The organism is Rhodanobacteraceae bacterium (assembly GCA_024234055.1).
Lineage (GTDB): Bacteria > Pseudomonadota > Gammaproteobacteria > Xanthomonadales > SZUA-5 > JADKFD01.
This window is the reverse complement of record JACKOW010000008.1, coordinates 177,086-201,794: the sequence shown is the minus strand read 5'-3', so window position 1 is coordinate 201,794 and position 24,709 is coordinate 177,086. Positions and strand designations below refer to the sequence as shown.

At 57.1% G+C, this 24,709-nt stretch carries 20 protein-coding genes and 1 pseudogene; 20 read left to right on the top strand and 1 reads right to left on the bottom strand.

Going from position 1 to position 24,709, the window contains the following annotated elements:
• Window positions 1-27: 27 nt before the first annotated feature.
• The 14 genes from H7A19_14540 to H7A19_14475 all read left to right on the top strand — a co-directional run bounded on the left by H7A19_14540 (window position 28) and on the right by H7A19_14475 (window position 16,574).
• Window positions 28-1,422 (top strand): MBL fold metallo-hydrolase, encoded by a 1,395-nt coding sequence (locus H7A19_14540; GenBank protein ID MCP5476046.1) that lies wholly within the window; start codon window positions 28-30, stop codon window positions 1,420-1,422.
• 173 nt (window positions 1,423-1,595) lie between these two features.
• A complete protein-coding gene (locus H7A19_14535) occupies window positions 1,596-2,258 on the top strand; it encodes a class I SAM-dependent methyltransferase (protein ID MCP5476045.1) in 663 nt (220 codons plus the stop codon).
• On the top strand, window positions 2,258-4,042 hold the full coding sequence (asnB, locus tag H7A19_14530) for an asparagine synthase (glutamine-hydrolyzing) (protein MCP5476044.1): 1,785 nt from the start codon (window positions 2,258-2,260) through the stop codon (window positions 4,040-4,042). Before H7A19_14535 ends, asnB begins: the two co-directional genes overlap by 1 nt.
• The gene (locus tag H7A19_14525; GenBank protein ID MCP5476043.1) at window positions 3,976-5,253 is read left to right on the top strand and encodes a glycosyltransferase family 4 protein; all 1,278 of its coding nucleotides are present in this window, start codon (window positions 3,976-3,978) and stop codon (window positions 5,251-5,253) included. The genes asnB and H7A19_14525 overlap by 67 nt, the downstream gene beginning before the upstream one ends.
• A complete protein-coding gene (locus H7A19_14520) occupies window positions 5,250-6,278 on the top strand; it encodes an SDR family NAD(P)-dependent oxidoreductase (protein ID MCP5476042.1) in 1,029 nt (342 codons plus the stop codon). Before H7A19_14525 ends, H7A19_14520 begins: the two co-directional genes overlap by 4 nt.
• Before the next feature lie 4 nt (window positions 6,279-6,282).
• Window positions 6,283-7,131, top strand: coding sequence for an ABC transporter permease (locus H7A19_14515; GenBank protein MCP5476041.1), 849 nt, complete (start codon window positions 6,283-6,285; stop codon window positions 7,129-7,131).
• A 133-nt stretch (window positions 7,132-7,264) separates the two neighbouring features.
• Entirely contained in the window at window positions 7,265-8,566 is a 1,302-nt protein-coding gene (locus H7A19_14510; GenBank protein ID MCP5476040.1) for an ATP-binding cassette domain-containing protein, read from the top strand.
• A gap of 116 nt (window positions 8,567-8,682) precedes the next feature.
• Window positions 8,683-9,720, top strand: a complete 1,038-nt coding sequence (locus H7A19_14505; protein ID MCP5476039.1) for an aminotransferase class I/II-fold pyridoxal phosphate-dependent enzyme — start codon at window positions 8,683-8,685, stop codon at window positions 9,718-9,720.
• Window positions 9,717-10,457 carry a hypothetical protein gene (locus H7A19_14500; protein ID MCP5476038.1) on the top strand — a complete coding sequence of 247 codons (741 nt, stop codon included), beginning with the start codon at window positions 9,717-9,719 and terminating at the stop codon, window positions 10,455-10,457. The genes H7A19_14505 and H7A19_14500 overlap by 4 nt, the downstream gene beginning before the upstream one ends.
• Window positions 10,458-10,766: 309 nt before the next feature.
• Complete coding sequence (locus tag H7A19_14495) at window positions 10,767-11,789, top strand: glycosyltransferase (GenBank protein MCP5476037.1); 1,023 nt, start codon at window positions 10,767-10,769, stop codon at window positions 11,787-11,789.
• A 307-nt stretch (window positions 11,790-12,096) separates the two neighbouring features.
• Window positions 12,097-13,137 carry a glycosyltransferase family 61 protein gene (locus H7A19_14490; protein ID MCP5476036.1) on the top strand — a complete coding sequence of 347 codons (1,041 nt, stop codon included), beginning with the start codon at window positions 12,097-12,099 and terminating at the stop codon, window positions 13,135-13,137.
• A gap of 77 nt (window positions 13,138-13,214) precedes the next feature.
• On the top strand, window positions 13,215-14,567 hold the full coding sequence (locus H7A19_14485) for a glycosyltransferase family 4 protein (protein MCP5476035.1): 1,353 nt from the start codon (window positions 13,215-13,217) through the stop codon (window positions 14,565-14,567).
• A 17-nt stretch (window positions 14,568-14,584) separates the two neighbouring features.
• Window positions 14,585-15,460, top strand: coding sequence for a glycosyltransferase (locus tag H7A19_14480; protein MCP5476034.1), 876 nt, complete (start codon window positions 14,585-14,587; stop codon window positions 15,458-15,460).
• 16 nt (window positions 15,461-15,476) lie between these two features.
• Complete coding sequence (locus H7A19_14475) at window positions 15,477-16,574, top strand: hypothetical protein (protein ID MCP5476033.1); 1,098 nt, start codon at window positions 15,477-15,479, stop codon at window positions 16,572-16,574.
• Window positions 16,575-16,655: 81 nt separating this feature from the next.
• Here the strand turns inward: H7A19_14475 and H7A19_14470 are convergent.
• Window positions 16,656-17,618, bottom strand: a pseudogene (locus tag H7A19_14470) (IS1595 family transposase).
• A gap of 93 nt (window positions 17,619-17,711) precedes the next feature.
• On the opposite strand from H7A19_14470, the gene H7A19_14465 reads away from it, so the two are divergent.
• From H7A19_14465 to H7A19_14440, 6 genes are all read left to right on the top strand, one after another.
• Window positions 17,712-18,197, top strand: a complete 486-nt coding sequence (locus tag H7A19_14465; protein ID MCP5476032.1) for a transposase — start codon at window positions 17,712-17,714, stop codon at window positions 18,195-18,197.
• 579 nt (window positions 18,198-18,776) lie between these two features.
• Window positions 18,777-19,886 (top strand): acyltransferase, encoded by a 1,110-nt coding sequence (locus H7A19_14460; protein MCP5476031.1) that lies wholly within the window; start codon window positions 18,777-18,779, stop codon window positions 19,884-19,886.
• Between the two features lie 839 nt (window positions 19,887-20,725).
• A complete protein-coding gene (locus H7A19_14455) occupies window positions 20,726-21,622 on the top strand; it encodes a glycosyltransferase family 2 protein (GenBank protein ID MCP5476030.1) in 897 nt (298 codons plus the stop codon).
• A gap of 6 nt (window positions 21,623-21,628) precedes the next feature.
• Entirely contained in the window at window positions 21,629-22,603 is a 975-nt protein-coding gene (locus H7A19_14450) for a glycosyltransferase family 2 protein (protein MCP5476029.1), read from the top strand.
• Window positions 22,600-23,580, top strand: a complete 981-nt coding sequence (locus H7A19_14445) for a glycosyltransferase family 2 protein (GenBank protein MCP5476028.1) — start codon at window positions 22,600-22,602, stop codon at window positions 23,578-23,580. Before H7A19_14450 ends, H7A19_14445 begins: the two co-directional genes overlap by 4 nt.
• Window positions 23,573-24,451, top strand: a complete 879-nt coding sequence (locus H7A19_14440) for a hypothetical protein (protein MCP5476027.1) — start codon at window positions 23,573-23,575, stop codon at window positions 24,449-24,451. Before H7A19_14445 ends, H7A19_14440 begins: the two co-directional genes overlap by 8 nt.
• Window positions 24,452-24,709: the final 258 nt, after the last annotated feature.

Below are 24,709 nucleotides of genomic sequence, written 5' to 3'. Positions count from 1 at the left end.
TTTCCGTCCAGCGTAACGGCAAGCCCCCTGAGCATTACCCACCACGGCGCAGTTCAAGGCACCACCGGCAGCTGCCACCGCCTGCAACTCGACGCCGACAACGCCGTGCTGATCGATTGCGGCCTGTTTCAGGGCGCGGAGACCAGCGGCGGCAACGAATCCAATCAACATCAGATCGAATTCAAGCTCGACGACGTGCGCGCGCTGGTCGTCACTCATGTGCATATCGACCATGTGGGCCGCATTCCTTATCTGCTCGCGGCTGGATTCCGCGGCCCGATCATCTGCACCGCACCTTCCGCCATCCTGCTGCCGCTGGTCATCGAAGACGCGCTCAAGGTCGGTTTCACCCGCGACCAGCAACTGATCGATGCCGCGCTGACGCTCATGCGCAAGCAGATCGTCGCGGTGGATTACGGCAACTGGCACACCGTCATCGATCGGCAAGACAATCCGCTGCGTCTGCGCTTCCAGCCCGCCGGCCATATCCTCGGCTCGGCCTTTGTGGAGTTCGACATCGGCACCGGCCCCAAGAGCCAGCGCATCGTCTTCTCCGGTGACCTCGGCGCGCCACACGCACCCTTGCTGGCCGCGCCCAAATCGCCCGCCCGCGCCGATGTCGTGGTGCTGGAAAGCACCTACGGCAACCGCAAGCACGAAGATCGCCGCAGCCGTCAGCTGCGGCTCAAGAGCGCCATCGACCACGCCATGAAAGACGGCGGTACCGTGATGATTCCGGCCTTCAGCATCGGCCGCACCCAGGAGTTGCTGTACGAGTTGGAGGGCCTGATCCACAAGGCCAGTGATTCTGGCTGGCGCGAACTGGCGGTGATCGTCGATTCGCCCCTGGCGGCACGATTCACACAGGCCTACCAGAAGCTCAAGCCCTGGTGGGACGCCGAAGCCCACCGGCGCCTGCGTGCCGGCCGCCACCCGCTGTCATTCGAGAATCTCATTACCGTCGACAGCCATGAAGACCACCTCAAGCTGGTTGATCATCTGGTCAAGACCCGACGCCCAGCTGTAGTGCTTGCCGCCAGCGGCATGGCCGCCGGGGGCCGCATTGTCAATTACCTCAAAGCCATGATCGAGGACCCACGTCACGACGTGCTCTTTGTCGGCTACCAGGCCGCCGGCACACCCGGCCAGCAGATCCAGAAATACGGCCCCAGGCATGGCTATGTCGAACTCGACGGCAAGCAATACACCATCCGCGCCCAGGTCAGCAGTATCAGCGGCTACTCAGCCCATGCCGGACAGGACGATCTGATCAACTTCGTACGCCGCATGCGCAAGCTGCCGCGAGAAGTCAGATTGGTGCATGGCGACAACGATGCCAAGCACACCCTGCGCGAGCGCTTGCTGGCGATGGCCACCGCGAAAGGTCAGCCCATGCAAGTCACCATCGGCAGCGCGCATTGAACAGCACTGCCGCCCCCTGGGATCGCCGAGTTGCACTCGGCGCTGCCTTTGGTATCGCCGAGTTCAACTCGCCGATCCAGGCGCTGCCGGCTACCAGAACTACAGACCGGCAATGCGAACCGCAGGTGCGCACTCGGGCGCTCGCCACCAAGATGACCCGCCAGAGATAGCCGATGAGCGAGGTTACGTCTAGGTACCGATACACCAGCGCTGGGCCAAGCTGGTCCAACAACTACTTGTGGCGACCCTTGCTGAAGGTGTTGACCGACCGACTCAAACCAGGCGACTCCATTCTGGATGTCGGTTGTGGGTCCGGTGCTACCGCTGGGATGCTTGCCAAGCGTGGATACCAACTTGTGGGTATCGATCCGTCTGAGTCAGGAATCGCGCTCGCAGAAGAGGCGTTTCCGGACGTCAGATTCGCGCAGCGATCCGCCTACGACGACTTGGCTGGCGAGTATGGGCAGTTCGACGCAATCGTCAGTCTTGAGGTGGTCGAACACTGCTTCTCGCCACGCGTCTACGCAGCAAATCTTTACTCAGCGACTAAGCCCGGTGGAATCGTCGTAATCTCGACTCCTTATCATGGTTATTGGAAAAACCTGGCCTTGGCATTGGCAGGAAAATTCGATTTCCACTTTTCCCCGCTTTGGGACGGCGGGCACATCAAATTTTGGTCCGCGAAGACAATCACTTCGCTGCTGAAAGAGGCAGGGTTTGTTGACATCCGTATCCAGCGAATAGGGCGAATACCGCCGTTGGCGAAATCAATGTTGATCGTCGCAAAACGACACGTGAGAAAGGCCGACGAAGCGTCCATCGGCGCGACGCCCTGATGTGTGGAATTGCAGGCCAACTCTTGTTGATCGATTGCGCAGCTCGAGTCGATGGCGTTCAGCTCACCCGCGTACGCGACCACCTGCGCACCCGCGGCCCAGACGGTGCAGGAACCTGGATTTCCAACGAGGGTCGCGTGGGATTGGCCCACCGCCGCCTCTCCATCATCGACCTCTCCGCGCGCGGTGCTCAACCCATGCACCAGGGCGATCTGTCGATCACGTTCAACGGCGAGATCTACAACTATCAAGCCTTGCGCCGCGATCTTGAGGCCCAAGGCGAGCGCTTCGCTTCGGACTCCGACACCGAAGTCCTGTTGAAGCTGTATGCACGACACGGAACCGCCATGTTCCAGTACCTGCGCGGCATGTATGCCTTTGCGATCTGGGATGCACGCAAGCGGGAACTCACGCTGGCGCGTGATCCTTTCGGCATCAAGCCACTTTATTACGCCGAGCAGGACGGCCAGTTCTGGTTCGCCTCGCAATGTCGCGCCCTGGTGGATACGGGCGTGATCAGTGCGCGGCCGGATAGCCGTGCCTGGACACAGTTCTTGCTGTGGGGGAGCGTGCCGGAACCCCGCACCGCCTACGAGGCCGTAAGGGCCCTGCCGGCCGGTTGCTGGATGACGGTCAGTGCTGCGAAAGGCGTATCAGCGCCCGTTGCCCATTTCGACTTGAACGCGACTTACGCCGCTCAGGCAAACAGGGCGAGCGCCGAAGAAGTGAGGGCGGCGGTTCTGGACAGCGTGCGCCATCATCTGATTGCCGATGTGCCTGTCGGAGTCTTTCTATCCGCGGGTATCGATTCCGCGGCTGTTCTGGGGCTGGCGAAAGATGCAGGCGCGCGGCCGGAATCAGTCACCCTGGGCTTCTCGGAATTTGCCGGCAGCGCCCGCGACGAGACACCGTTGGCAGTCGAACTGGCGCTGCGCTATCAGTCCAAGCATCACATCCGTAGGGTCGATCGTAGCGAGTTCGAGAGCGACTTGCCGAGCATCCTCGCAGCCATGGACCAACCCAGCATCGACGGGATCAACACGTGGTTTGTCGCCAAAGCCGCCAAGGAACTGGGCTGGAAAGTCGCGCTCTCGGGCCTGGGTGGCGACGAATTGTTCGGCGGCTATCCCTCATTTCGCGATCTACCCCGCTGGACAACCTGGCTGGCCTGGGCAAAGCATGCCCCACGATTGGGCGAGTACGCCGGTCGACTGATTGGAAGACTGGCCAATCACCCCAAGGCGCAGGGGTTGCTGCGCTATGGCGGAACCTGGTCAGGCGCCTATTTCCTGCGCCGGGGCTTGTTCATGCCGTGGGAGATCGATGCCGAAAGGCCGAGTTGGTTGCCGCAGGATCCCGATGCCATCATCGAATCCTTGAAGTTGCTGGAATCTCTGTTGAACCCAGATCCCGCAAGCGACCACGCCCGAGTGTCGGTGCTTGAGACGGCCGCCTACATGCGCAATCAACTGCTCCGCGACAGCGATTGGGCCAGCATGGCGCACTCGATCGAAATGCGGGTGCCGCTCGTGGATAGCGAACTGGCTCGACGCATTGCGCCGAGAATGCCGGCGGCCGTGCCTGGCCTGGCAAAATCAGCACTCGCTCTCGCGCCCTCGCTGCCGCTCCCCCAGGCCATCATGACCAGACCCAAGACCGGGTTCGAGACACCTGTTGGGTCGTGGATCAGATCCACAGGGCCAATGCATCGCGAGCCTTGGGCGCGCACCTGGGCCAGACAGATCCTCCAGCAGAACGCGGCCGCCATGCCCTCTGCCGCATGACAACACAGAGCAAGTCAATCCTGATTACCACCATCGCGGCACGCCAGGGCGGTGTGCCGGCCATGTTGCGCTTCGCCATTGATGCGTTACGCCGCAATGGCTGGGATCCTCACCTGGCCTACTATGAACCCTACAGCCAGAGCCCCGAGCTTTCGGTGCCCGTCCAGGCACTGGTCAGGAGAGCGGTGAGTTCGCGGCGGGAGGAGGGCATTGGTGGCACAAAAGCGACGGCCGTAGGCGCTTGGCTTCCGGAACTCGAGTTTACCCACTACCGACCCAGTGCCCAGTGGCGCGAGCTTATCGCCGGATTTCCCATGCATCTGGTGATTTCCGGAACGGCCATCGCCGGCGCCGCGCTCGCCAGCCTGGGAAAGCCCTTCGTTGCCTGGCTGGCAACGGATCTGGAAGGCGACCGATGTGATCGTGTTGGCACCTTTCCTTGGTACCGGCGCATGCTGGATCAGGGACTTAACGTCCATGTCTTGCGCGCGCAAGAACGCCGTGTGATCCATCGTGCGCACGTGCTTGCACTGAGCAAACATACTGAGGGCGAACTCAATCGAATTGCAGGCCGCAAGGTGGTGCGCGAAGTTCTGCCTGCCCCGATCGATACAAGAATCTTCAAACCCAAGGCCGGCTTCACCACGGCAGGGCGAATTGGCTTTTCCGGTCGCCTGGACGACCCGCGCAAGAACGTGGCACTACTGCTGGATTCCATGGTGGATCTTGCGCACTCCTGCCCCGAGAGCGAGTTGGTCTTGATTGGCCATCGGCCGGGCACACCATTGGAGGCCTGGATCGCAGCTCGTGGCCTGGACGCGCGGGTGAAGCTGCTCCCTTATGTCGCACCAGAACAGTTGCCCGAGATTCTGGCTGAACTCGATGTGTTCGCTGTTCCCTCGCATCAGGAGGGCCTATGCATCGCTGCCCTGGAAGCCATGGCATGCGGTGTGCCGGTCATCAGCACACGCTGTGGTGGTCCCGAAGATTTCATAAGCGACGGGCACAACGGATGGCTGGTCGAAGTCAACGCCCGCGACTTGGCGGAAGCCCTTCGCCGTGTCATCAAGGACCGCGCGTCTCGTCTATCCATGGGCATCGCAGCGCGAAGGACCATCGAATCGCATTACAGCATCGGTAGCGCCGAAAAGATCTTGATGGGCGCCCTCAATCAGACCTTCCCCAATCAAATCAGGAGCCTGTGCGCGTGAGCACTGTACTCATCACCGGCGGCGCCGGATTCATCGGCGTCAATGCGTCATTGCACTTCGCCCGCCAGGGGTGGCAAGTCGTTATCGCTGACAACCTGAGTCGACGAGGAACTGCCGACAATCTTGCATGGTTGCAATCCCAGACAGCGGTAGCCTTCGAGCGCTGTGACATCCGGGATGCAGCGGCGATCGCCGAGGTCGTCCGCAAGCACCAGCCCGACCTGTTGATCCACCTTGCGGCTCAAGTCGCTGTGACAACCTCGGTGGTCAACCCCCGAGAGGACTTCGAAATCAACGCACTCGGGACCTTCAATGTGCTTGAGGCCATCAGGCTGAATTCGCCGCAGACCTTCGTCATCAACGCCTCAACAAACAAGGTGTACGGAAAGTTGGCGCATCTGGGCGTAGTCGAGCGCAACGGTCGCTACGAATACGCCGATCATCCCAATGGGGTTGCTGAAACCGAACAGCTGGATTTCTACTCCCCTTACGGATGTTCCAAAGGCGTTGCCGACCAGTACACCATCGACTACGCACGAATCTATGGCCTCAAGACGGTGACCTTCCGCCAGAGCTGCATCTATGGCGAGCGCCAGCTGGGCATTGAGGATCAGGGCTGGGTAGCATGGTTTGCCATCGCAGCAACGCTGGGCAAACAACTGACCATCTACGGCGACGGCAAGCAGATCCGGGATGTCCTCGATGTGCGAGATCTGGTACGCGCCTATGAAATGGCATATGCCGCTCGCGATCAGGTTTCAGGCCGAGCCTTCAACATCGGCGGTGGCCCCACCAATACGATGAGCCTGCTTGAACTACTGGCGCATTTGGAAAAGGTGACTGGAAAGCCCGTCCCCCGTGCGTACGACGAACCACGCCCAGGCGATCAGCCGGTTTTTGTCTGCGACATTGCGGCCGCCAAAGCCGGGTTCGGGTGGGCGCCGGAGATTGGCGTGACCGATGGCGTCCACAATCTGATTGACTGGGTGGGCGCAAACCCCGAATTGTTCGCGTGGATGAAGTAACGCAATGACCCACGGCAGCGAACGCATAACCATACTCGAACCGCCAAGGTCCCTGTTCAGCATGAGGCTGGGTGAGTTGTGGGATTACCGCGATCTGATCTACCTGCTTGTCCGTCGAGATTTCGTTGCGCAGTACAAGCAAACGATGCTCGGGCCGGCCTGGCATGTGATTCAACCGCTGTTCACCACCATCATCTTCACACTGGTCTTCGGGACCATTGCCAAGATCTCCACGGATGGCGTACCACCGTTTCTGTTCTACATGGCGGGCACCACACTCTGGGCCTACTTCTCCGGCGTGCTGACCACAACTGCAAACACCTTCATCGGAAACGCCAGTATTTTCGGCAAGGTGTATTTCCCGCGGTTGGTGGTGCCAGTCTCGAACCTGATCTCGAAGCTGATCGGTTTCGCCATCCAGATGGCGTTTTTTCTCGCCTTCATCGGTTGGTATTGGTTGCGCGGTGCTCCCATCGAGTTCCAGCCAACCATCCTGCTGTTCCCCTTGCTCGTACTGATGATGGCCTCATTCAGTCTGGCGCTCGGAGTCATAATCTCGGCGCTGACCACCAGGTACCGTGACCTGGCTGTGGTTCTGACCTTTGGCGTTCAGCTCTACATGTACGTCACCCCGATTGTCTATCCGGTATCGACCCTGTCACCCGATTGGCAGACTTGGGCCATGGTCAACCCAATGGCTCCGATCGTCGAGACCTTCCGCCACGGAATTCTTGGTGCGGGAACGTACGATCCGTTCGCACTCTTGCTAAGTGGAGCAACGATTCTATTGACACTGCTTCTGGGCGTCGCGCTTTTCAACCGTGTCGAACGAACCTTCATGGATACGGTGTAATGGAAATGCGAAGCAACAATGCGTGTGAATTGCTCGGCGACTCTGCCGCAAATAGTAATTTTCAACGTCAGAAGCAGATCACCCCGCAATCAATAGATCTTGAGGCGCCGACCGGATACGACGGAGCAAGGGCATGAGTACTCGCGTCGTCATAGAAGTCGAAAACCTCTCGAAGTTCTACAGACTTGGAATGATTGGCGGGGGCACCTTGCGCGAGGACCTCTCGCGTTGGTGGGCAAAGGCCAGAGGCCGTCCCGATCCGCTGCTCAAGATCGGCGAGCATGACCACGGCAACCGCGAAGGGGAACACTTGTGGGCGCTACGGGACGTCAGCTTTCAGGTACAGGAGGGCGAAGTCCTCGGGGTCATCGGACGCAACGGGGCGGGTAAGAGCACTCTGCTCAAGATTCTCTCAAGGATTACAGCGCCTACATCAGGGCGGGCCGTGATCCGCGGACGCGTGGGAAGCTTGCTAGAGGTAGGAACGGGTTTCCACCCGGAACTAACGGGTCGTGAAAACATCTACTTGAACGGCGCAATCTTAGGGATGAAGCGTGCGGAGATTACGCAAAAGCTCGACGAAATCATCGATTTTGCTGAAATGGGCCGATTCATAGACACACCGGCAAAGCGCTACTCGAGCGGTATGACAGTGAGGTTGGCCTTCGCAGTTGCAGCGCATTTAGAACCAGAATTACTTATTGTTGATGAGGTCCTCGCGGTTGGCGACCTCGGGTTTCAGCGCAAGTGTCTAGGGAAGATGAAGGACGCCGCCGGCCATGGTCGTACTGTTTTGTTTGTCAGTCACAATATGAGCGCAGTTACGTCATTGTGTTCCCGCTGCATCCTATTGAATGGTGGGGCTTTAACCAAGTCGGGCAACGTCGACGAGGTGGTTCAGGCCTACCGGGATAGCGCGCGCGTGCACGGTTGCGAACGAGTGTGGACAGATCCCAATTTGTCGCCCGGAAATGAGCACTTTAGACTTGCTCGGATCGCTGTACAATTGCCTAATGGATTAGGCGAAGCAGGCCCGACCGTTGTGTCCGGCTTCGATATTGTTATTGACTACTGGAATCTCTCGGATCAGGCGCGGTTGAATCTGAGCCTTCACGTGCGAAACCAGGATGATGCTATGGTATTCAATGCCGTCCCCATTACAGATCATGAATGGCTTGGCAAGCCACACCCCATCGGTCTATACCGCGCTCGTGTTGAAGTCCCGCCTCGACTCGTGAATTCGGGGCAACACTCCATCGAATTACTCGCGGTGCACGACCAAGCGAGAGTGATGTATTCACTTGCGGAAGCGCTTGTATTCGAAGTTAGTGAGGTCGCGGAACCCGAGCTAGCGTGGTTCGGGCGCCTGCCAGGCGCTGTGCGCCCTCGCCTAATGTGGATGACCCAGTATCTTTCCGAGCGTAAGGTCCCGTGAGCGACGAACTGAAACGAAATCCCAAGCCGGCGATAACCCAAGAGCCTCACGAAACAGTCCACGTGGGTCGTCCCAACATTGGCGATCGCGAGACGTTCATCAGACTAGTCGGAGAAATGTTCGACCGTCGCTGGCTCAGCAATAACGGACCCCTCGTCCAGTCCTTCGAAGCAAGAGTGGCCGAATATTTAGGGGTGCGAAACTGCGTCGCCATGTGCAACGGCACGATTGCTCTCGAAATCGCAATCCGCGCGCTTGGACTTCAAGGGGAAGTCATCGTGCCTTCCTATACGTTCATTGCCACGGCGCACGCACTGCATTGGCAAGGCATTACTCCCGTCTTTGCCGACATCGATCCCAATACACACAACCTAGATCCTGAATCTGTTCGGCGCATGATCACGCCGAGGACTACCGGCGTGATCGGCGTACATCTTTGGGGACGTGGCGCACCCATCGAGGCTCTCGAGGAGATCGCGGACCAATATCGGCTCGCCTTGATGTTCGATGCCGCTCATGCCTTCGGCTGCTCATACAAGGGAAGAAAGGTCGGCGGATTTGGTCGAGCAGAGGTCCTGAGTTTTCACGCGACCAAGTTTTTCAACACTTTTGAAGGTGGCGCGGTGGTCACAGACGACGATGCGCTTGCTGAAACCATGCGTTTGATGCGAAATTTCGGCTTCGCCGGATTCGACAATGTTATCCATCCAGGGACCAACGGCAAGATGGTAGAGGCATGTGCCGCAATGGGTCTGGTGAATCTTGACAGCATCGAAGACGTAATCACCGCAAACTTTCAAAATTATAAATATTATCGAGAGGGCTTGGCGGGAATTCCGGGGCTCCGTTTGATGTCATATGATGAATCAGAGCTCAACAACTTCCAGTACATAATAATCGAAGTTGGGCCTGAGTGTAGATCCACGCGTGACGAGATCGTAGATGAGCTACATAAAAACAATATCCTCGCGCGGAAGTACTTTTGGCCTGGATGCCATCGAATGAAGCCATATCGAGACCTATATCCGCACGCAGGATTGGTTCTGCCGATTACCGAAGAAGTGTCTTCGCGGGTGATAGTGTTGCCCACTGGGCCAACCGTAACCGGACATCTCGTACGGATTATTGAAATTATCCGAGAGATCGCAGGATGACCTCAGAATCAAAGTTGCGGCGAACGCTTGTATTAACGGATAACCCAAGGATTGCTGATGCGATCGAGCGGATAATAACAGTAAATGATTTGGAAGGAACTATCAAAGTAGCCAAGTCTCCCAACTCCCACTCTGCGCTACTCGCTCGGTTCGAATTGCCTGTAGTTTCAGTCAAGAATGATTTGGATTCAATACTGAAGCGCTATGAGTTGGTGATTTCTGCGCACTGTAAGCAGATATTCCCGGAGGGTCTTCACGATGCAGTTGAGTGCATTAATATACATCCCGGGCTCAATCCAGAGACTCGAGGTTGGTTTCCCCAAGTCTGGGCTATCCTAAAGGAGCTTCCGCTGGGATTTACTGTTCACCGAATAGACAGGCGGTTAGATCACGGCGATATAATCTTTAGACGCGAGCTGCCATTGTACGCATGGGATACCTCGGGCAGCGCCTACGCGCGAGTCCTTGATGCTGAAATAGGGTGGCTCGGTGAAAACTTGCTGCAAATTCTGCGGGGGAATTACGACGCGTTTCCCATGTCCGGCGACGGAAATATGTTTCGGAAGCGAGATTTCGATGAGATATTGCGTCTAGATCTTAATCGGTTCGGACAGTTTCGGGACTTCCTTTCGCTGTTAAGATCGACGACTTTTCCGGGATACAAAAATGCTTGGTTTTTAGATGAGCTGTCCGGGAAGCGGATTTATGTCACTGTGGCGCTGGAGCCGGAGGAATAAGCACGTTCGTTTGAGAAGCCTAGCAAGGCGCACACACGATACTATGAGCAATCCGCAATTTACCAATATGGCTGTTTAGGCGACCGAGCCAGTGCAAGGGTCGACGCCAGCGGCCCCTTGCCTCAGAACTCAGCAATATTTGGCGCAATTTGTACCCCGTCGGTGTTCTTTTCACCTAGGCAGGTTCGTTGGTCCGCCTCAGTGTTACCGCGGTGGCGATGAGGGTCGAGTCGCAATTAAATTCCTTCAGCATAAACAACTCGCAATATGACGTCACGCCCAATCGTTGTTTTGGCCAAAGAGAGTCACTTGACGGACGTTTCTCCAGGTTATGAAGTGCCACTGATATCGGTGGCGGTTTTGACATTCAATCACGAAAAGTTCCTGGCGCGTGCGTTGGAATCCGTCTACGCGCAGGAAGTACGTGCGCCGGTCGAAGTGATTATCGCCGTTGATGCATCGGACGACTCGACATTAAGTATCGCAAGAAAATTTGCCGTGGACGCTCAATTCCCCACGCTGGTACTAGAGTCCGACGTTCGTTTGGGGATGCAACTCAATGCACGTCGATTGATGGCTGCAACTCGAGGCAAGTATATCGCGCTCCTGGAAGGGGACGATTACTGGCTTGGGACCAATAAGCTTGAAATGCAAAGTACATTTCTTGAGGAGTTCCCTCATGTTTGCGGATGCGCTACCTTTGCTCAAGTCTTGATTGAACCACCGTTGCGGCGCGAAGATATTAATTGGTTAAGCGAGAGAATCCCGAATGTTTCGGAAGGGGAAATATCAATTGCGCATCTTGCGACTATGCGAGATATGATCCCTACGGCCTCTCTGATGGTCAGGGGTGACCGTTTCCGTTTGCTGCCAGAGTGGCTCCAAGATCTTCCCATGTTCGACTGGTATTTCTCCATCGGCTCGGCAGCTTGGGGTGGACTGACACTCTTGGGGGCCGAAACTAGCGTGTACAGATTACATACTGCTGGTGCAACGCTTACGACTGATTACATTCGTTTTGCAAGCGGTTTTTGCGCGATGCTTACTCACCTCTGCGACGAAACGGAAGGCCCACGGCGAGCGGAAATATTTGATGGACTTCGTGAGTTCACCTGGTATATGGCGAGTAGAGCGGAAAACTTCGGAGATGGTCGCGCATGGGAGATTCTGAATGATCTTTCGGTAAAGGAAAGAAAGTTCCTTGGTTCGGTTTCGAGAAAGACTCGCAGGTGGCGACTGAGGTTAAGGTTTCCCGTCGCGTATTCAGTAATTCAGAAGTTTGCTAAGGTTTTTGCTCGGCGGTTCACAACATCTGCAGAGATTAGAAATTGAGTTCACTTGCCAGATAGGATCAGCTTAAGTGGTGTCGAGGATTCCGGGATCTACCCCTCGCAGATTTCTGAATTGATTCTCCCGATCCTTTTCGATGTGAATTAGTTCGATCGCAAACAATCTGCGATATATGTCGCTCAGTAGGTTGTGCGTGTATAGAGGATAATTGGATTTTCTCAGGAGACTTTGCATTAGCGACATTCGGCGATCGCTCGGCAGAATAATATATAACGTTGCTGCGAACCTGGGGAGCCTTTGGTCGCCGCTCGGTAGCTACGCTTCGCGCCGGATCCTAGAAGCGCTCGCCTTGTCTACCGGGAGTATTGAGGCGTCTACCTGGATTGGCTTTTCAACGGAGCGTACCTCGACATCGTCTGGTTTTGATCCGATCTGTGGCCGTTGGCTCGATGAATACTCGCGTGAAATTCAGAGAAAGATTCTTATTGATGCCAAGCCCGACTGGGCGCCGCAGTTTACAGTCATTGGTCGTGGCTACGCGACAAATAGCGGGTTGATCACTGATGAGTTCGGGCGGCGAGTAGCGATGGAGCAACTCGATCAGCCGCTGGACGGGCGGGAGACGGGCTACTTCAGACCAGTATGGACGGAAGAGCCGCGTCGCTGCTGGTTGCTGACCCATCGTTATCAAGCGAATTATTTCCACTGGCTTTTCGAGGTTGTTCCAAAGCTCTTGCTTGCTGAAAGGGCATCCAATGCCGGTGATGTCTTCTATATTGATCAGTCGCAGGAATTTCAGCGAAGCATTGTGAACTACGTTCTTGGCGATGGGATGCGGGTTCTAAGCGCGACGCAACGGTCTCACCTACGATTCCTGCAAGGTCTCGCGCTCCGACACTGGGATGCGTTCTCCGGCATCCCGCAGCCAGTGGTTGATATGCTCAGGAGTCAGTTTGGGGTACCGGCCGGGCCGCCCCGCAGGATCTACGTGTCGCGTGAGGGGGCGCGTGGCCGGCGAGTCCTGAATGAACAAGCCGTTCTTGACATTCTTGTGCCCGCCGGCTTTGAAGCGATCAATCCGTCGAGGCTGTCTTGGTCCGAGCAGGTCGAGATCTTCGCTTCGGCGGAAGCGGTGTGTGGCCCGCACGGTGCAGGGTTGAGCAACGCCGTGTTTTGTTCGCCCGGTACGCCGTTGATCGAGTTGTCCGCGCCACGCTACATATTCCCCTGTTGGCTGGACCTTAGCCGGAAGTGCAAACTCCAGCATCGGCTGGTGCCTGGCGTCGGCACCGATTTTGCGGTCGATCATGGCTGGAAGTATCAGTGGGAGGATTTTGAAGTAGATCTGGATCGCCTTCGCTCGGCAATACACGACCTTGGTTTTTCTTGACGAACTGTCGCCCTAAATCGATTGCTCTTCTCAATCGTGGATGCCTGGAACATCATTTCATATTTTAGCCTGAAAAGATGAGATTCTCTAATCCCATTTCCGTTCTTTTCCTGGCACCATCGGCCTACCCGCTCGGGGGCGTAGCAGTCTGGCTCGATTATCTGGTCCAGGGTCTGCGTGATTTGGGATTTTCCATTGAGGTTGGTCTTGTTTCGGGCAGATTTCACGATGTTGCGCGGTATCTGCGATCGTACCCGGCGCTTGACGGTTTTCCAGTAGCGAATGCAACCGGCAGTGCGCAGGGGCGTCGCAATGCGCTGGCAACAGAGTTGAGGCGCCGACGCCCTGACATTGTCTGCGGTGTGAACGTGGGTGACTTGTACGGTGCTGTCCGGCAGCTGCGACAGGTGTCGAGTTTCGAAGGGCGCGCGGTTATGACCTTGCATGCGATCGAAAGCGATCTTTTTGCCGAGGTCCGGGCCAACGCGGATGTGCTCGACAGCGTTATCGCGACCAATCGTCTGAGTTGTCAGCTGATTCCCGCGCTGTCAGGGTATGAGTCGACGCGTGTTTTGTACGCGCCCTACGGGGTTGAGCTTGACAGTGATTTGGGCCAGCGACAGGCCACGGTTCATCCCGGGGCATTGACGGTTGCGTGGGTAGGGCGACTGGAAGAATCACAAAAGCGGATTTCTGTTCTACCCAGGATTGCCGAGGCCTTGCGTCGCTTGGGTGTTGCATTCGAGTTGGTAGTGGCTGGGGATGGCCCAGATCGCGAAAGCTTTCTAGCGGCCATGGAGCATGCATGCCCCCGCGGGAGTTTTCGCTATCTAGGTGCGTTGTCCGCAACGGAACTTTCCGATCGCGTTTACGCAAAATCGGATGTGCTCTTGTTGACGTCAAGTTGGGAGACGGGGCCAATTGTCGCTTGGGAAGCGGCCAGTCATGGACTTGCCATTGTCACTTCAGATTACGTCGGAAGACGTCTCGAAGGTGCGTTGGTCGACGAAGAAACAGCGTTGGTGTTTGATGGCACCGATGCTGACGCAGGTGCCAGGCAGCTGTCTCGGTTGCGTGATGACGGCTTGCGCTGTCGAATCGGGCGCGCCGCAATGCAGATGGTCATGTTGCGCTACTCGAGGGCGACTTCTGTTAGCGCGTGGGCCGAGGCGCTTTGTGCCGTTGAGGCCTTACCGCGGCTCGGATCTCCAGGCGAGTCGGCCCCGATCGCTCGCTCTGGTCGACTCGACCGCTGGCTTGGCCCGGTGCGGGCCGAGACAGTTCGGCGACTGGTGGGGAGGAAGTTCACTCACAGGGAACCCGGCGGGGAATGGCCGCATGCAGTGTCAGGTGTGCAGGAGGCACTGGATGTGCTGGCGATTGGCCGTCAGATTGAAAGGGACTCATCCAGCAGAGGGCGCCATACATAATGAGGAAAGCTGTAGATTTGTTCGTTGGCGTGACGAGTTGGAACAGCGCAACTTTTCTCCAGCGCTCGATTCCGGCGATCTTCAAGAATACTTGCGGTCTTTCGCTCGACGTCTGTGTGCTTGACAACGCCTCGGACGACCGCTCGGCATCGATCGCCCAGGAGCTTGGTGCGAGAGTTATCGTGCGCCGCTGCACGCAGCCGGATGCTCTCAATGTATTGGCTGCTGAAGCACGATCTGAGCATGTTTTGTTGATGCACTCTGACGTAGTTCTTCTCAGCCCACAATGGTATTCCGTCTGCGCCGGCAAACTGGTTGGAGACTGCGCGCTGGTGTCGCCTGAGGACATAGGTTGCGGCCCCCTGACTCGACCATTCGGGCGGGGAATGCCCGAGAGCTCGTTCATGCTGTTTCGCCGCGATGCGCTGATGAAACTTCGTGAATGGCGTTGGCCTCGACGACTTGGTGTTCCTTTTCCCGAGCGAAGCCTCGACTTCAACGGTGAGCATGTTACACACAGGCTGCCGATGCATCTGAAGTCGCGAGGCTATTCCTGGCAGCAAATGTCGGTACTGATTTCCCCGACAGTTTCAACTCCGTCCTATGTACCGGATTGGGCGCCGCCAGTATGGGACCCAGAGCTTTCGAATCTGCGTTACGGACTTGGAAACTTCTATTCCCTGGATGGCGTCGTGACGCACTATCACAACTGGTATGACCGGTCGCTTTTAGACGTCAGTCCGGATTCCAGGTTAACCACCGGAAAGCGCGGACAGGGGTTCCCGCTGGCCTACCTGGCGGATTACACGCGGAATTTTCTTTCAGATTATGACTGCGGACAACTGATACTGCCCGATCCGTCGCCGTCATTGCGGGAACCCAGATGTTTATGATAGCGGAGATGGAATCGTGAAAGACCTCCAGCGTGCAGCCCACTTTGTTCAGAATCGGGACATCATCGGGTCGCCGCCGAATGCCGCCATAGTTGCGGCATTGACGGAAATGGGTCTTTGTGTCGACATATTTGCGCCAGGCGCATCACAGGCAGACAGTGTCTATGGTGACACTGTTCGAATTTTCGATGCGCAGTACAGCAGAAGCTGGCTCTTGCGAGCACTGCCGTCTTCACGTTGGAGGGGCTATGTGCATTATTCCGCGTCGGCAGAGGATGCGTTGGTTGTTGCGGGCGTTCTTGCAAAGTGGTCCAGACGCCCGTTCTGTGCGAGCGTAGATGAAATCAAATCGGGTACCTACCGCGGGAATGCACCCGAGGTCTGGAAGCGAATGGCGCGTTGGGCCATCCGCAGCGCGTATCATGCAGTGGTCAACGATCAATCCCGGGTAGCCCTCCTGCGCGACTATGCGCATCGGAATGGGCAAATTGGCGTTTACCCCGGATGTTTTCACCAAGTCCCAGCACCCGCTGACCGAGATAGTCTCAGAGCCGCATGGGGAGTGCCTTCCGGTGCGGCTGTGATCGGCGTATCGGGTGGATTCAATGAGACCGGTGGTGCTGACTGGATCCTCGATACGGTTCATGCCGATGCGGGGCTCTTTCTGGTTCTGCAAACCGTCAATGCCAGCGAGTTCGAGAAGATCCTCCTCGAGCGCGTTACTTGCCGAAAGGGAATGTACATTGAGCCGACGCGGCTGTCATGGCAAGAGGCATGGGCGAGCGCCGCCGCCTTCGATATGGGGGTTGCGATTTATCACAACCCCGCCCCCCAGTTTCAGAACATGGGCATCAGTTCCAATCGACTGTGCATGTTCCTTGCGATGGGCGTGCCTGTGATCGCGAGTCGACAACCAAGCTTTGAGTTCCTGGAGCGGTACGACTGCGGTCGTATGGTCGGCTCGGCCAAGGAGTTCGCAGCGGCAGCGGCAGAGATCGCCGGACGTCGCGAAATCATGCGGACCAATGCGTTGCGGTGCGCCGTTGAGTACATTCAGGCACCGCAGCGGTACCGCGAGTTGTACCAGACCCTCTCGCAGTCGGTGGCCATCTGATGCTGTCGCTTGCCCTGTGTACCTTCAATCGAGAACGATTGCTTGCACAAGCGCTTGCGAGCACCTGATTAGCGTCGAACCTCAGTTGACGAAATTCGACGTTAGCCGTAGCCGGGAGTCCGGGTTTAGCTTGCAGTTGATCATCGCATGAACGAGCCGCGGGAGGATTTCTCTGAGGTGGAATCTGCGGTTGAAGCGATATGCGGCCTCACCGAGGTAGCGACGAGCGTACTTGGCCTGGCGAATTGAATGGTAGACCCCACTGATCGAGCGCTTCACGTTGGACAGCACGATGTTGACCGATCGCGCCCCTTGCGCTTCGGTCGCTGCGCGCCCGCCGCCAGTTTCGAGGACGGTTTGCGCATGACCGGCGTCGATAAAGCGACGAAAAGCGAACAATCCGTCAGTGTAAACCTCGGCATCCGGGAGCAATTGTCGCTTCGCCCAGTCATTGATAGAAGCATTGTCAAAGCGACGGAACGGCTCGATGACGGCATATCTGGGGCGTTCCAGATCGTCACCAGTCTCGACCGCGACAAGGAACGCTTGCTTGTTCTCGGGGCCACGGCCGACCTTGCCGCCGTTGCGTTCGCCGCTCAGGTAAGCGTCATCGATCTGCACCAAGCCATTGAGTTTCCTCGATTCTTCCCGATCAGTCATGGCGTGCATCACCTTGTGCTTCAAGCGCCAAGCAGTTCGGTAACAGACAACCAGTTGCCGCTTGAGCTCAAGCGCCGACAGGTTCGTCTTCGCGCTGGACAGCAGATGGAGGGCCAAGTACCAGATAGTCAGCGGCAACTTGGTCGCCTCAAAAAGGGCGCCGGCGAGCAACGTGGTTTGATGCCGACAGCCAGAGCACTGGTAGTACGTCTGGCGCTCTCGCCTGAAGGTCGAGTACACAGCACTTTCGCACGCCGGGCAGCGAAATCCGTCCGGTCAGCGAGTACGAAAGAGCGCGGACCTGCACTGCGCTTCTGTTCCAAGCTTCGCCATGAACGCCGGCAACGACATGCCCGCCTGGAACTGCACTCGATTCATCGCCATGACCCACCTCCGGTTCGGTTGTGGGCCTACCATCGCCGCCGCTCGTCTCAGATCACGAGACCCACGGCTGAGGTTCGACGTTAATCAGGTAACTTGTTGCTGCGGAGGGCGAATTCGCTGCTGAATGATCGCATTGATCATCTGCGGAATTCGATACGCCAGGTTAAAGCGACTTGGCCGTTTCGGATTGATGCGAAGGTGGTGCTGCCGGGGCATTGGTACGCCATATGGACGCTGCCACCGGGCGACAAGAGTCTTGGCCTGCGATTGGGCCAGATCAAGTTGCGATTTTCGCGCGTGATACCGACTGGAGAATTTCTACGTGAGAGCCGGGTGTGGCGTGGCGAGCGCGGTATCTGGCAACGGCGATTTTGGAAGCACCAAATTCGCGACGAGGTTGATCTGGCCGCGCACATCGACTACATTCACTACAAGCCGGTAAAACATGGCTGCGTGGCAGGCGTTCGCTATTGGCAGTATTCGACCTTTCACAGATATGTCGCCAAGGGCTGGTATGGAATCGACTGGGGTTCGTCGCCGAACGAGGATCAAGTTTATTCAGGAGAGCAAGGCTTGTAACAACAGTCGATGCGGTTCGTTCTTCACCGCATCCTGCAAGGGCTGAGCAGCAACCTATCCGACATCAACGGTGGCGATTGAAAAAGACCGCCACCCGCTAGAGGCCAGTGCGCAAGGTCGCCGCTTGAAGAGTGCTCAGTGCGACGCCCGAACCTTCTCTTCGCCTGATCCGCCTTCATGGCCTGCGCGGCTCACCATGGCGTGTGCCCTCATGGGCGAGCGTGGGGCCGGGCAGAGCAGAGGCCTGTGTCATGACGTCCTATTGCCTATCACGTCATAGTTGCTTCCTTCGGAGCGACCTTCTGATGATCTTTTTCGCAGAAACGATTGATTGACAAACAAAATTCTCGCTAGATTGTGCTGACTCGATAGTCCATCGCGCCTCAGACGTGACGCATTGCCTGTGTTTAGTACCTCACAACTGACGTCTACCTGTGGCCAGAATTTGGAGGTCGACTCGTTAGCCCGACTTGATAAAGGCAAGTGTCCTAGAAGGCCGCTGAACGATTCGAGATTGCAGTTCAATTCCCCGCCTTGGGTAATGCTAAAATTATCCCATCTTTCCTGCTAGAGTACAAAATGCAAGAACCGGGCGCTGTGGAGGAGATTAGTAAGTTTGACTATATTGATGCGCTTAGAGGCTTTGCGATCATTGGCGTAATAATGGTGCATATTGGGCAGTGGATTCCCCCCGACTCGTTCCTAATTGGTGCCATCGCGCAGGCTGGAAAGTTTGGGGTGCAGTTATTTTTTGTTGTAAGTGCATTCACGCTAATGATGTCATTGGAGTCGCGTCGGAATATTTCAAAGAAATGGATGTTGGAATTCTTCGTGAGAAGGTTTTTCCGCATCGCTCCAGCATTCTATCTGGCCATTTTGTTCTATATATATGTTTGGGGAACCGGACCGTCCTATTGGGCGCCAAGTGGCATCGACACCTGGCAAGTGTTGCTAACAATTGCATTCTTGCATGGCTGGCATGTTGAATCCATTAATGCAGTTGTTCCAGGTGGTTGGTCGATCGCTGCGGAGGTTATGTTCTACATCACACTGCCGTGGCTGTACTTAATGTTAAGGACCATCCACCGCACCGCATTTGCTTTATTGGTTTCAATTGTTTTGGCTGCATTATTGCGAATCGTCCTGAAGAGAGCGTTGCATGAGTGCTACCTAGAGCCGAACAGTTATTTGCTGAGCGCGTTTCTAGAGTTTTTCTTCTTGACTCAGCTCCCTGTGTTCTTAATTGGAATCTTGACATTCCAACTGGCCGTCAAATGTCCTGGCACTCAATCGTCGCCTGCCATGACGATGGGGTACTCACTTCTGGTTTGTGCGTCCGCCCTCACTGCTCAGACTACAGGAAACCTGTTGCCGCAGAGTTTACTCTTCTCAGTTGGATTTTGTCTCTTGGTGCTGTCGCTGAATCAGAACCCCATTCGGTTGATGGTTAATCCAATGAGTACATTCCTGGGAAAGATCAGTTTCAGCTTGTACCTAGTGCACTTCTTTGTCATTGGTTTGTTTAGAGAAGCTGAGGGTCTTGAGGAGATGCGCGGAAATTTGGGCTTTCTTATGAGCTTTCTGATCGTACTTGCGGCGTCATCCGCGTTCGCGTTTGTGCTCTATCGATTCGTCGAAGTTCCTGGGATTGCCTTGGGAAAAAGAGCTATCGATTACATCCGAGGCTGAAATGATCAGATTTCGAGCCTTGGCGTGGGATTGAACGGGCAAGAGCTCGGCCGTTACTGTGCTGCGCAAATTCTAACCATGCATTCAAGCAGACCGCGGATCTGGCTCTTCGCCCAAACCAATCTTGCGGCCGCGGCCGCTTAACGCGGCGTTAGATTCGCGGTGGAAGCTGGTGGTACACTGATGCCATGAACACCAAGCACATTGAGACAGAAGAAGCGTGACTCTGGAGGTTTTGGCGTTCGGAGGGAGATTGGACTCGGTGTCGAGCTCTAGGGTCCCGGACTGTCTTTGAGCAAAGGGTGGTGGAATCGGGACATGTCCGGCCGAGTTCGGATATCTTTGGATGCTGCGTAACGCCTGGTTGCTGCGATGGAGTCGAAACAAGCCAATTGCTGGCACTGCGGAAGGTCCTTGGCTGGGTGATCGTCTTAATACATTGATGATCCGCGATCGTGTTGTCCGACGAGATCAGTTCGGGCGGCTATTCCGGAAATCGAAGAACGAGATGGAAGGTGCTATGCAGATGGCGCATGAACTGTGTGAGCTTGAAGTACGTGAACGAGGAAGAACAAATCCGTTTGCTGAGGGACGCGGGACCGGTGCCGAAAAGCTAGTCCGGGTATATGCGGGTTGTTTCCGAAGTCTGCCGGACGCGCTCGATGGCATTGCTCTTCGGCGTGACCGCACGACTGCCGAGTATGCGTCGGTTAGTTCGATGGTAGAAAAGGAGCCCGTTGAGGACGACTCGATCGCGTATGAGGCCTTCTATCCAAGTCGAGTCCGACCTTGCGACTTTCTCAGTTGAATTTGCTGCACTTGATCACGATTTCGCAGAAATGAAGCACAGCAAATGTCGATTGTCCGTCGCTGTTTGCACCTATAACCGTTCGGCCAGCCTTCGCTTAACGCTCGAGTCGATTGAAAAGGCCATGCCACCGCCGCAAGCCTGGGAATTGTTGGTGATCGATAATAACTCCAGCGACGATACAAGGCAGATTGTTCAATCATTCGAACAGCGGCTGCCTATCCGCTACCTGTTCGAGTCCACGCAAGGCCTTTCTGCGGCGCGCAACAGGGCCCTCCAGGAATTCGAGGGTGATTGGCTGATCTTTACCGACGACGATGTCACTGTGGATTCGGCATGGCTTGATGCCTATGCAGATGCGATTGCAACTTTCCCCGAGGCAGGCTTCCTGGGTGGTCGTGTCGTGCCAGCGTGGCCGAGCCAGCGCCCAGCTTGGCTCGGCGACGCCCCGATAGCGCTCCTTGATGGACTCCTGGTCTGGTTTGATCGGGGTACGGATACGCGCACATTCGCCGCGCAGGAGCCGTTACCCTACGGCGCGAGTTTTGCGCTGTCGCGTGATGCAATGCGCACAAACGGAGAATTTCGTCTGGATTTGGGAGTGAAGGGTAGCGTCGTGGGTCGCGGTGAAGAATCCGAGTATATGGAGCGTATACGCAGCTGCGGAGGCTTGGGTGTCTACGTCGGCAAAGCCGTTGCGAATCACATGACGGATATGAAGCGCCTTCGTCTCGGCTACCTCTATCGCTACGGGATTCAGAAGGGGATCGCTGAGCGACGCTTTGGAAGCGAGCAAACGGGCAGCACACTTCGAGCCTGGTTTTACATCCTTCGGGGGATCGCGCAGTGGGTGCGGGGACACGGCGATCGCTTTCGGCAATGCATCATCAATGCGGGCATCGAGCGCGGCTTGATGCGCGATGGCTGAGGTGAAATGAGATCCGTCGGAGAGCATCCGCTGGTTTCCACTGTCATCCCGGTCTTTAACCGCCCGCTGCGCCTGCGCGAGGCTGTGGCCAGCGTGCTTGCACAAGACTGGCGGTCTCTCGAGATCATCATCGTGGACGACGGTTCGACAGATGGCGGTGCGACATGGAGCGTCGCTGAAGCGCTCATCGCCGAGAACCCGGGTTCGGTTGTCGGTTTGCGACAGGCCAATGCAGGCCCCGGTGCTGCGAGACAACGCGGTGTGTCCGCCGCTCAGGGCGAGTTCCTTCAGTTTCTTGACAGTGACGATGTTTATCACCCCCAAAAGACCTCGCGGCTGATGCGCGCGCTGGAAAAAGCACCTTCCGCTGGGATCGCCTATTGCGACAGCGTCCGCCGATCTTCGAACGGTATTGTCGGCCCCGATACCGGGCACCGCGGAAGCGAGACGCACCACACTATCTTCCCCGCGCTGTTGGAGGGGCGCTTGTGGCACACGAATGCGGTGCTGTATCGACGCTCCGTCGTGGAGCAGGCTGGCGGCTGGCCAACGCTCCGCCAATGCGAAGATTGGCTGTTCGATGCGACCGTTGGTGCCACCGGCGTCAGGCTGACCCATGTTCCTGAGGCGTTGGTGGAGCTTCGGAGCCACGCGGATTCCGGCGAACACCTGGGCCACGCGTGGCGCCGCAATTCGGACCGACATCGCGAGCGGTGTGAGGCGCTGCTCGGCGTACTGACTCAAGCGCAACGAGTTGGAGTGCCCCGCGCTTCGAATGAGATGAGGCGCTTTGTGAGAACGCTCTTCTTCGAAGCACGGCTGGCTGCAGTAGCTGGGCTGGAGCCTGAGGCGCAACGAATGCTCGCCGCAGCGGAGCGTCTCGCAGTAGAGATGGGCTGGCAGCTGTCTTTATTTCGAATGATGGCAAGCGTCATCGGTTGGTCGCGAGCAGGTCGATTGGCGAGCGCAGCCTTCGGATGAGCGATACCGGGGTGAAGCGGTCAGGCCTGTTCGGTACTCCGGATGTGTCGGTACTCATGGGCGTGTACAACGGCGGCAGCGACCTTGAGCCGACGATGCGGAGCGTGCTCGATCAGCAGGGCTGCGACTTCGAGTTCATTGTGATCGACGATGGTTCCAACGATGGCACGGCGCCGCTGTTGGACCGGCTGGCGGCAACGGAGCCCCGCCTGCGTGTCGTGCACCAGCAGAACCAGGGCCTCACCAAATCCTTGATCAAGGGATGTGCACTGGCGCGCGCGCCTTTCATCGCTCGTCAGGACTGCGGAGACCTGTCGTATCCGGGGCGACTTGCCGCACTCGCGGCGTGGTTGCAGGTTCACGCCGATGTGGTTCTGGTAGCGAGCGCCTACCGGCATGTCGGGCCGCGTGGCGAATTGCTGGAACGCGTCGGGCCACGCAACACCCATGAGGAACTGCGCGAAATTCTGAGAGCTGGAGACCCAACGACACTCTATGGGCCTCATCATGGAAGTGTGATGTTCCGACGCAGTGCATTGGATCGGGCCGGCGGTTACCGAGAGGCCTTTTATTTCGCTCAGGATCTGGATCTTTGGACGCGGATGGCAATGCTCGGCGAAATTCACATCCTGGCTGATGAACTCTACGAAGTGCGCTTTACCCAAGGGTCAATCACCGCACGGCAAACCGCGCGGCAGGCGGCCTTGCGTCAGCTCATTGCCGAGGCGACGCGTGTTCGTGCGTCGGGTCAGTCGGACGCGGGTGTATTGGCTCGTGCCGCTGCCGTGCGTCCAAGCAACGAACGACCCTCAACGCAGGGTTTGGCCGATATTGATTACTTCCTGGGAAGCTGTCTGGCCAGTCGCGGCGACCCCGCCGCGAGGGCTTACTTCCTGCAGGCGCTGCGACGACGGCCATTCATGGCCAAGGCGTGGGCCAAATTGATCCGCTCCAGCCTGGGACGATTCGGTGGCTGAACCAGCTGACAAGAATATCCGTGTGCTGCTCCTCTGCTGCGATGGCCTGTTCCAACGTGATCTGGCTCGAGCGCTGCACGAACGCTATCACCTGACAGGCATCGTCAAACTTGTCGATCCCGCCGTGCGTGGTTCGTTAATGCAACGATTCAGGCGGTACCTCAATCCCATTCGTGCGATTCGGCATGTTCTGGCCCGTGCTCACCAGCGAGGCGCGCACAGAGCGGCTTTTCCGCTGCTCGCAGAGCTGTTCTACCGAGACGGCGAGTCGCCAGCGTATCCAACAGGTGTCCCGGTGCTTGAGGTGGCCAACATCAACGATGCCGCCGCCGTCGATTTTGTCCGCGAGCATAGCCCCGATATTGTCTGCGTGAATGGCACCAACCTGCTGCGCAAGCCGATGCTGGATCTGGCAGCGGGAATTCCCCACGGCATCATCAACCTGCACACCGGCCTGTCTCCGTACACTCGCGGCGGCAACTGCAATCTGTATGCACTGCGTGACGGACATCCCGAGTGGGTGGGTGTCACCGTTCACTACATCGATCCGGGTATCGACAGTGGTGAACTTATCCGCACCGCTCAGGTACCGATGCATGCGGATGATCTGTTCGATCATATTGACGTTCGCACCTTTCGGCTCGGCAATGATCTGCTCGTTGATTCGGTCGCCGAGGTGGTGGGCGGTCGTGCCATGCGGATCAGGCAATGGGAACCTGGAAAGCTGTACCTGAAGCGCACGGGCTATGTCTACGAGCCATGGCATTGGTACCAGGTGAATCGGATGTTGCGGGGCGGACTGGTTCGTCGGTATCTGGCGCATCGTGCCGAGGCCGATGCAGCAGTTCGTCTGGTGGGGGGTGGGCCTTGAGACGACTGGCCGGACGTTTGGGCAATCGTGCGCTCGACATCTTGTTCCTTCCGGGCTCCCAGCGTTTCTGGAAGCAGCGACTACTCGGTAAGGTCATGGCGCTTCTGTATCACCGAGTTGCGCCCGCGGGTGAACACGGGTTCTTGTCAGAGGGCGGGGCTCCAACCATCACACCCGAGGAATTTCAGCGAGATATCCGGTTCCTTGAAGACATCGGCGCGCGTTTTCTCAGTTTCTCGGACTTGCGCCGCGGAGACT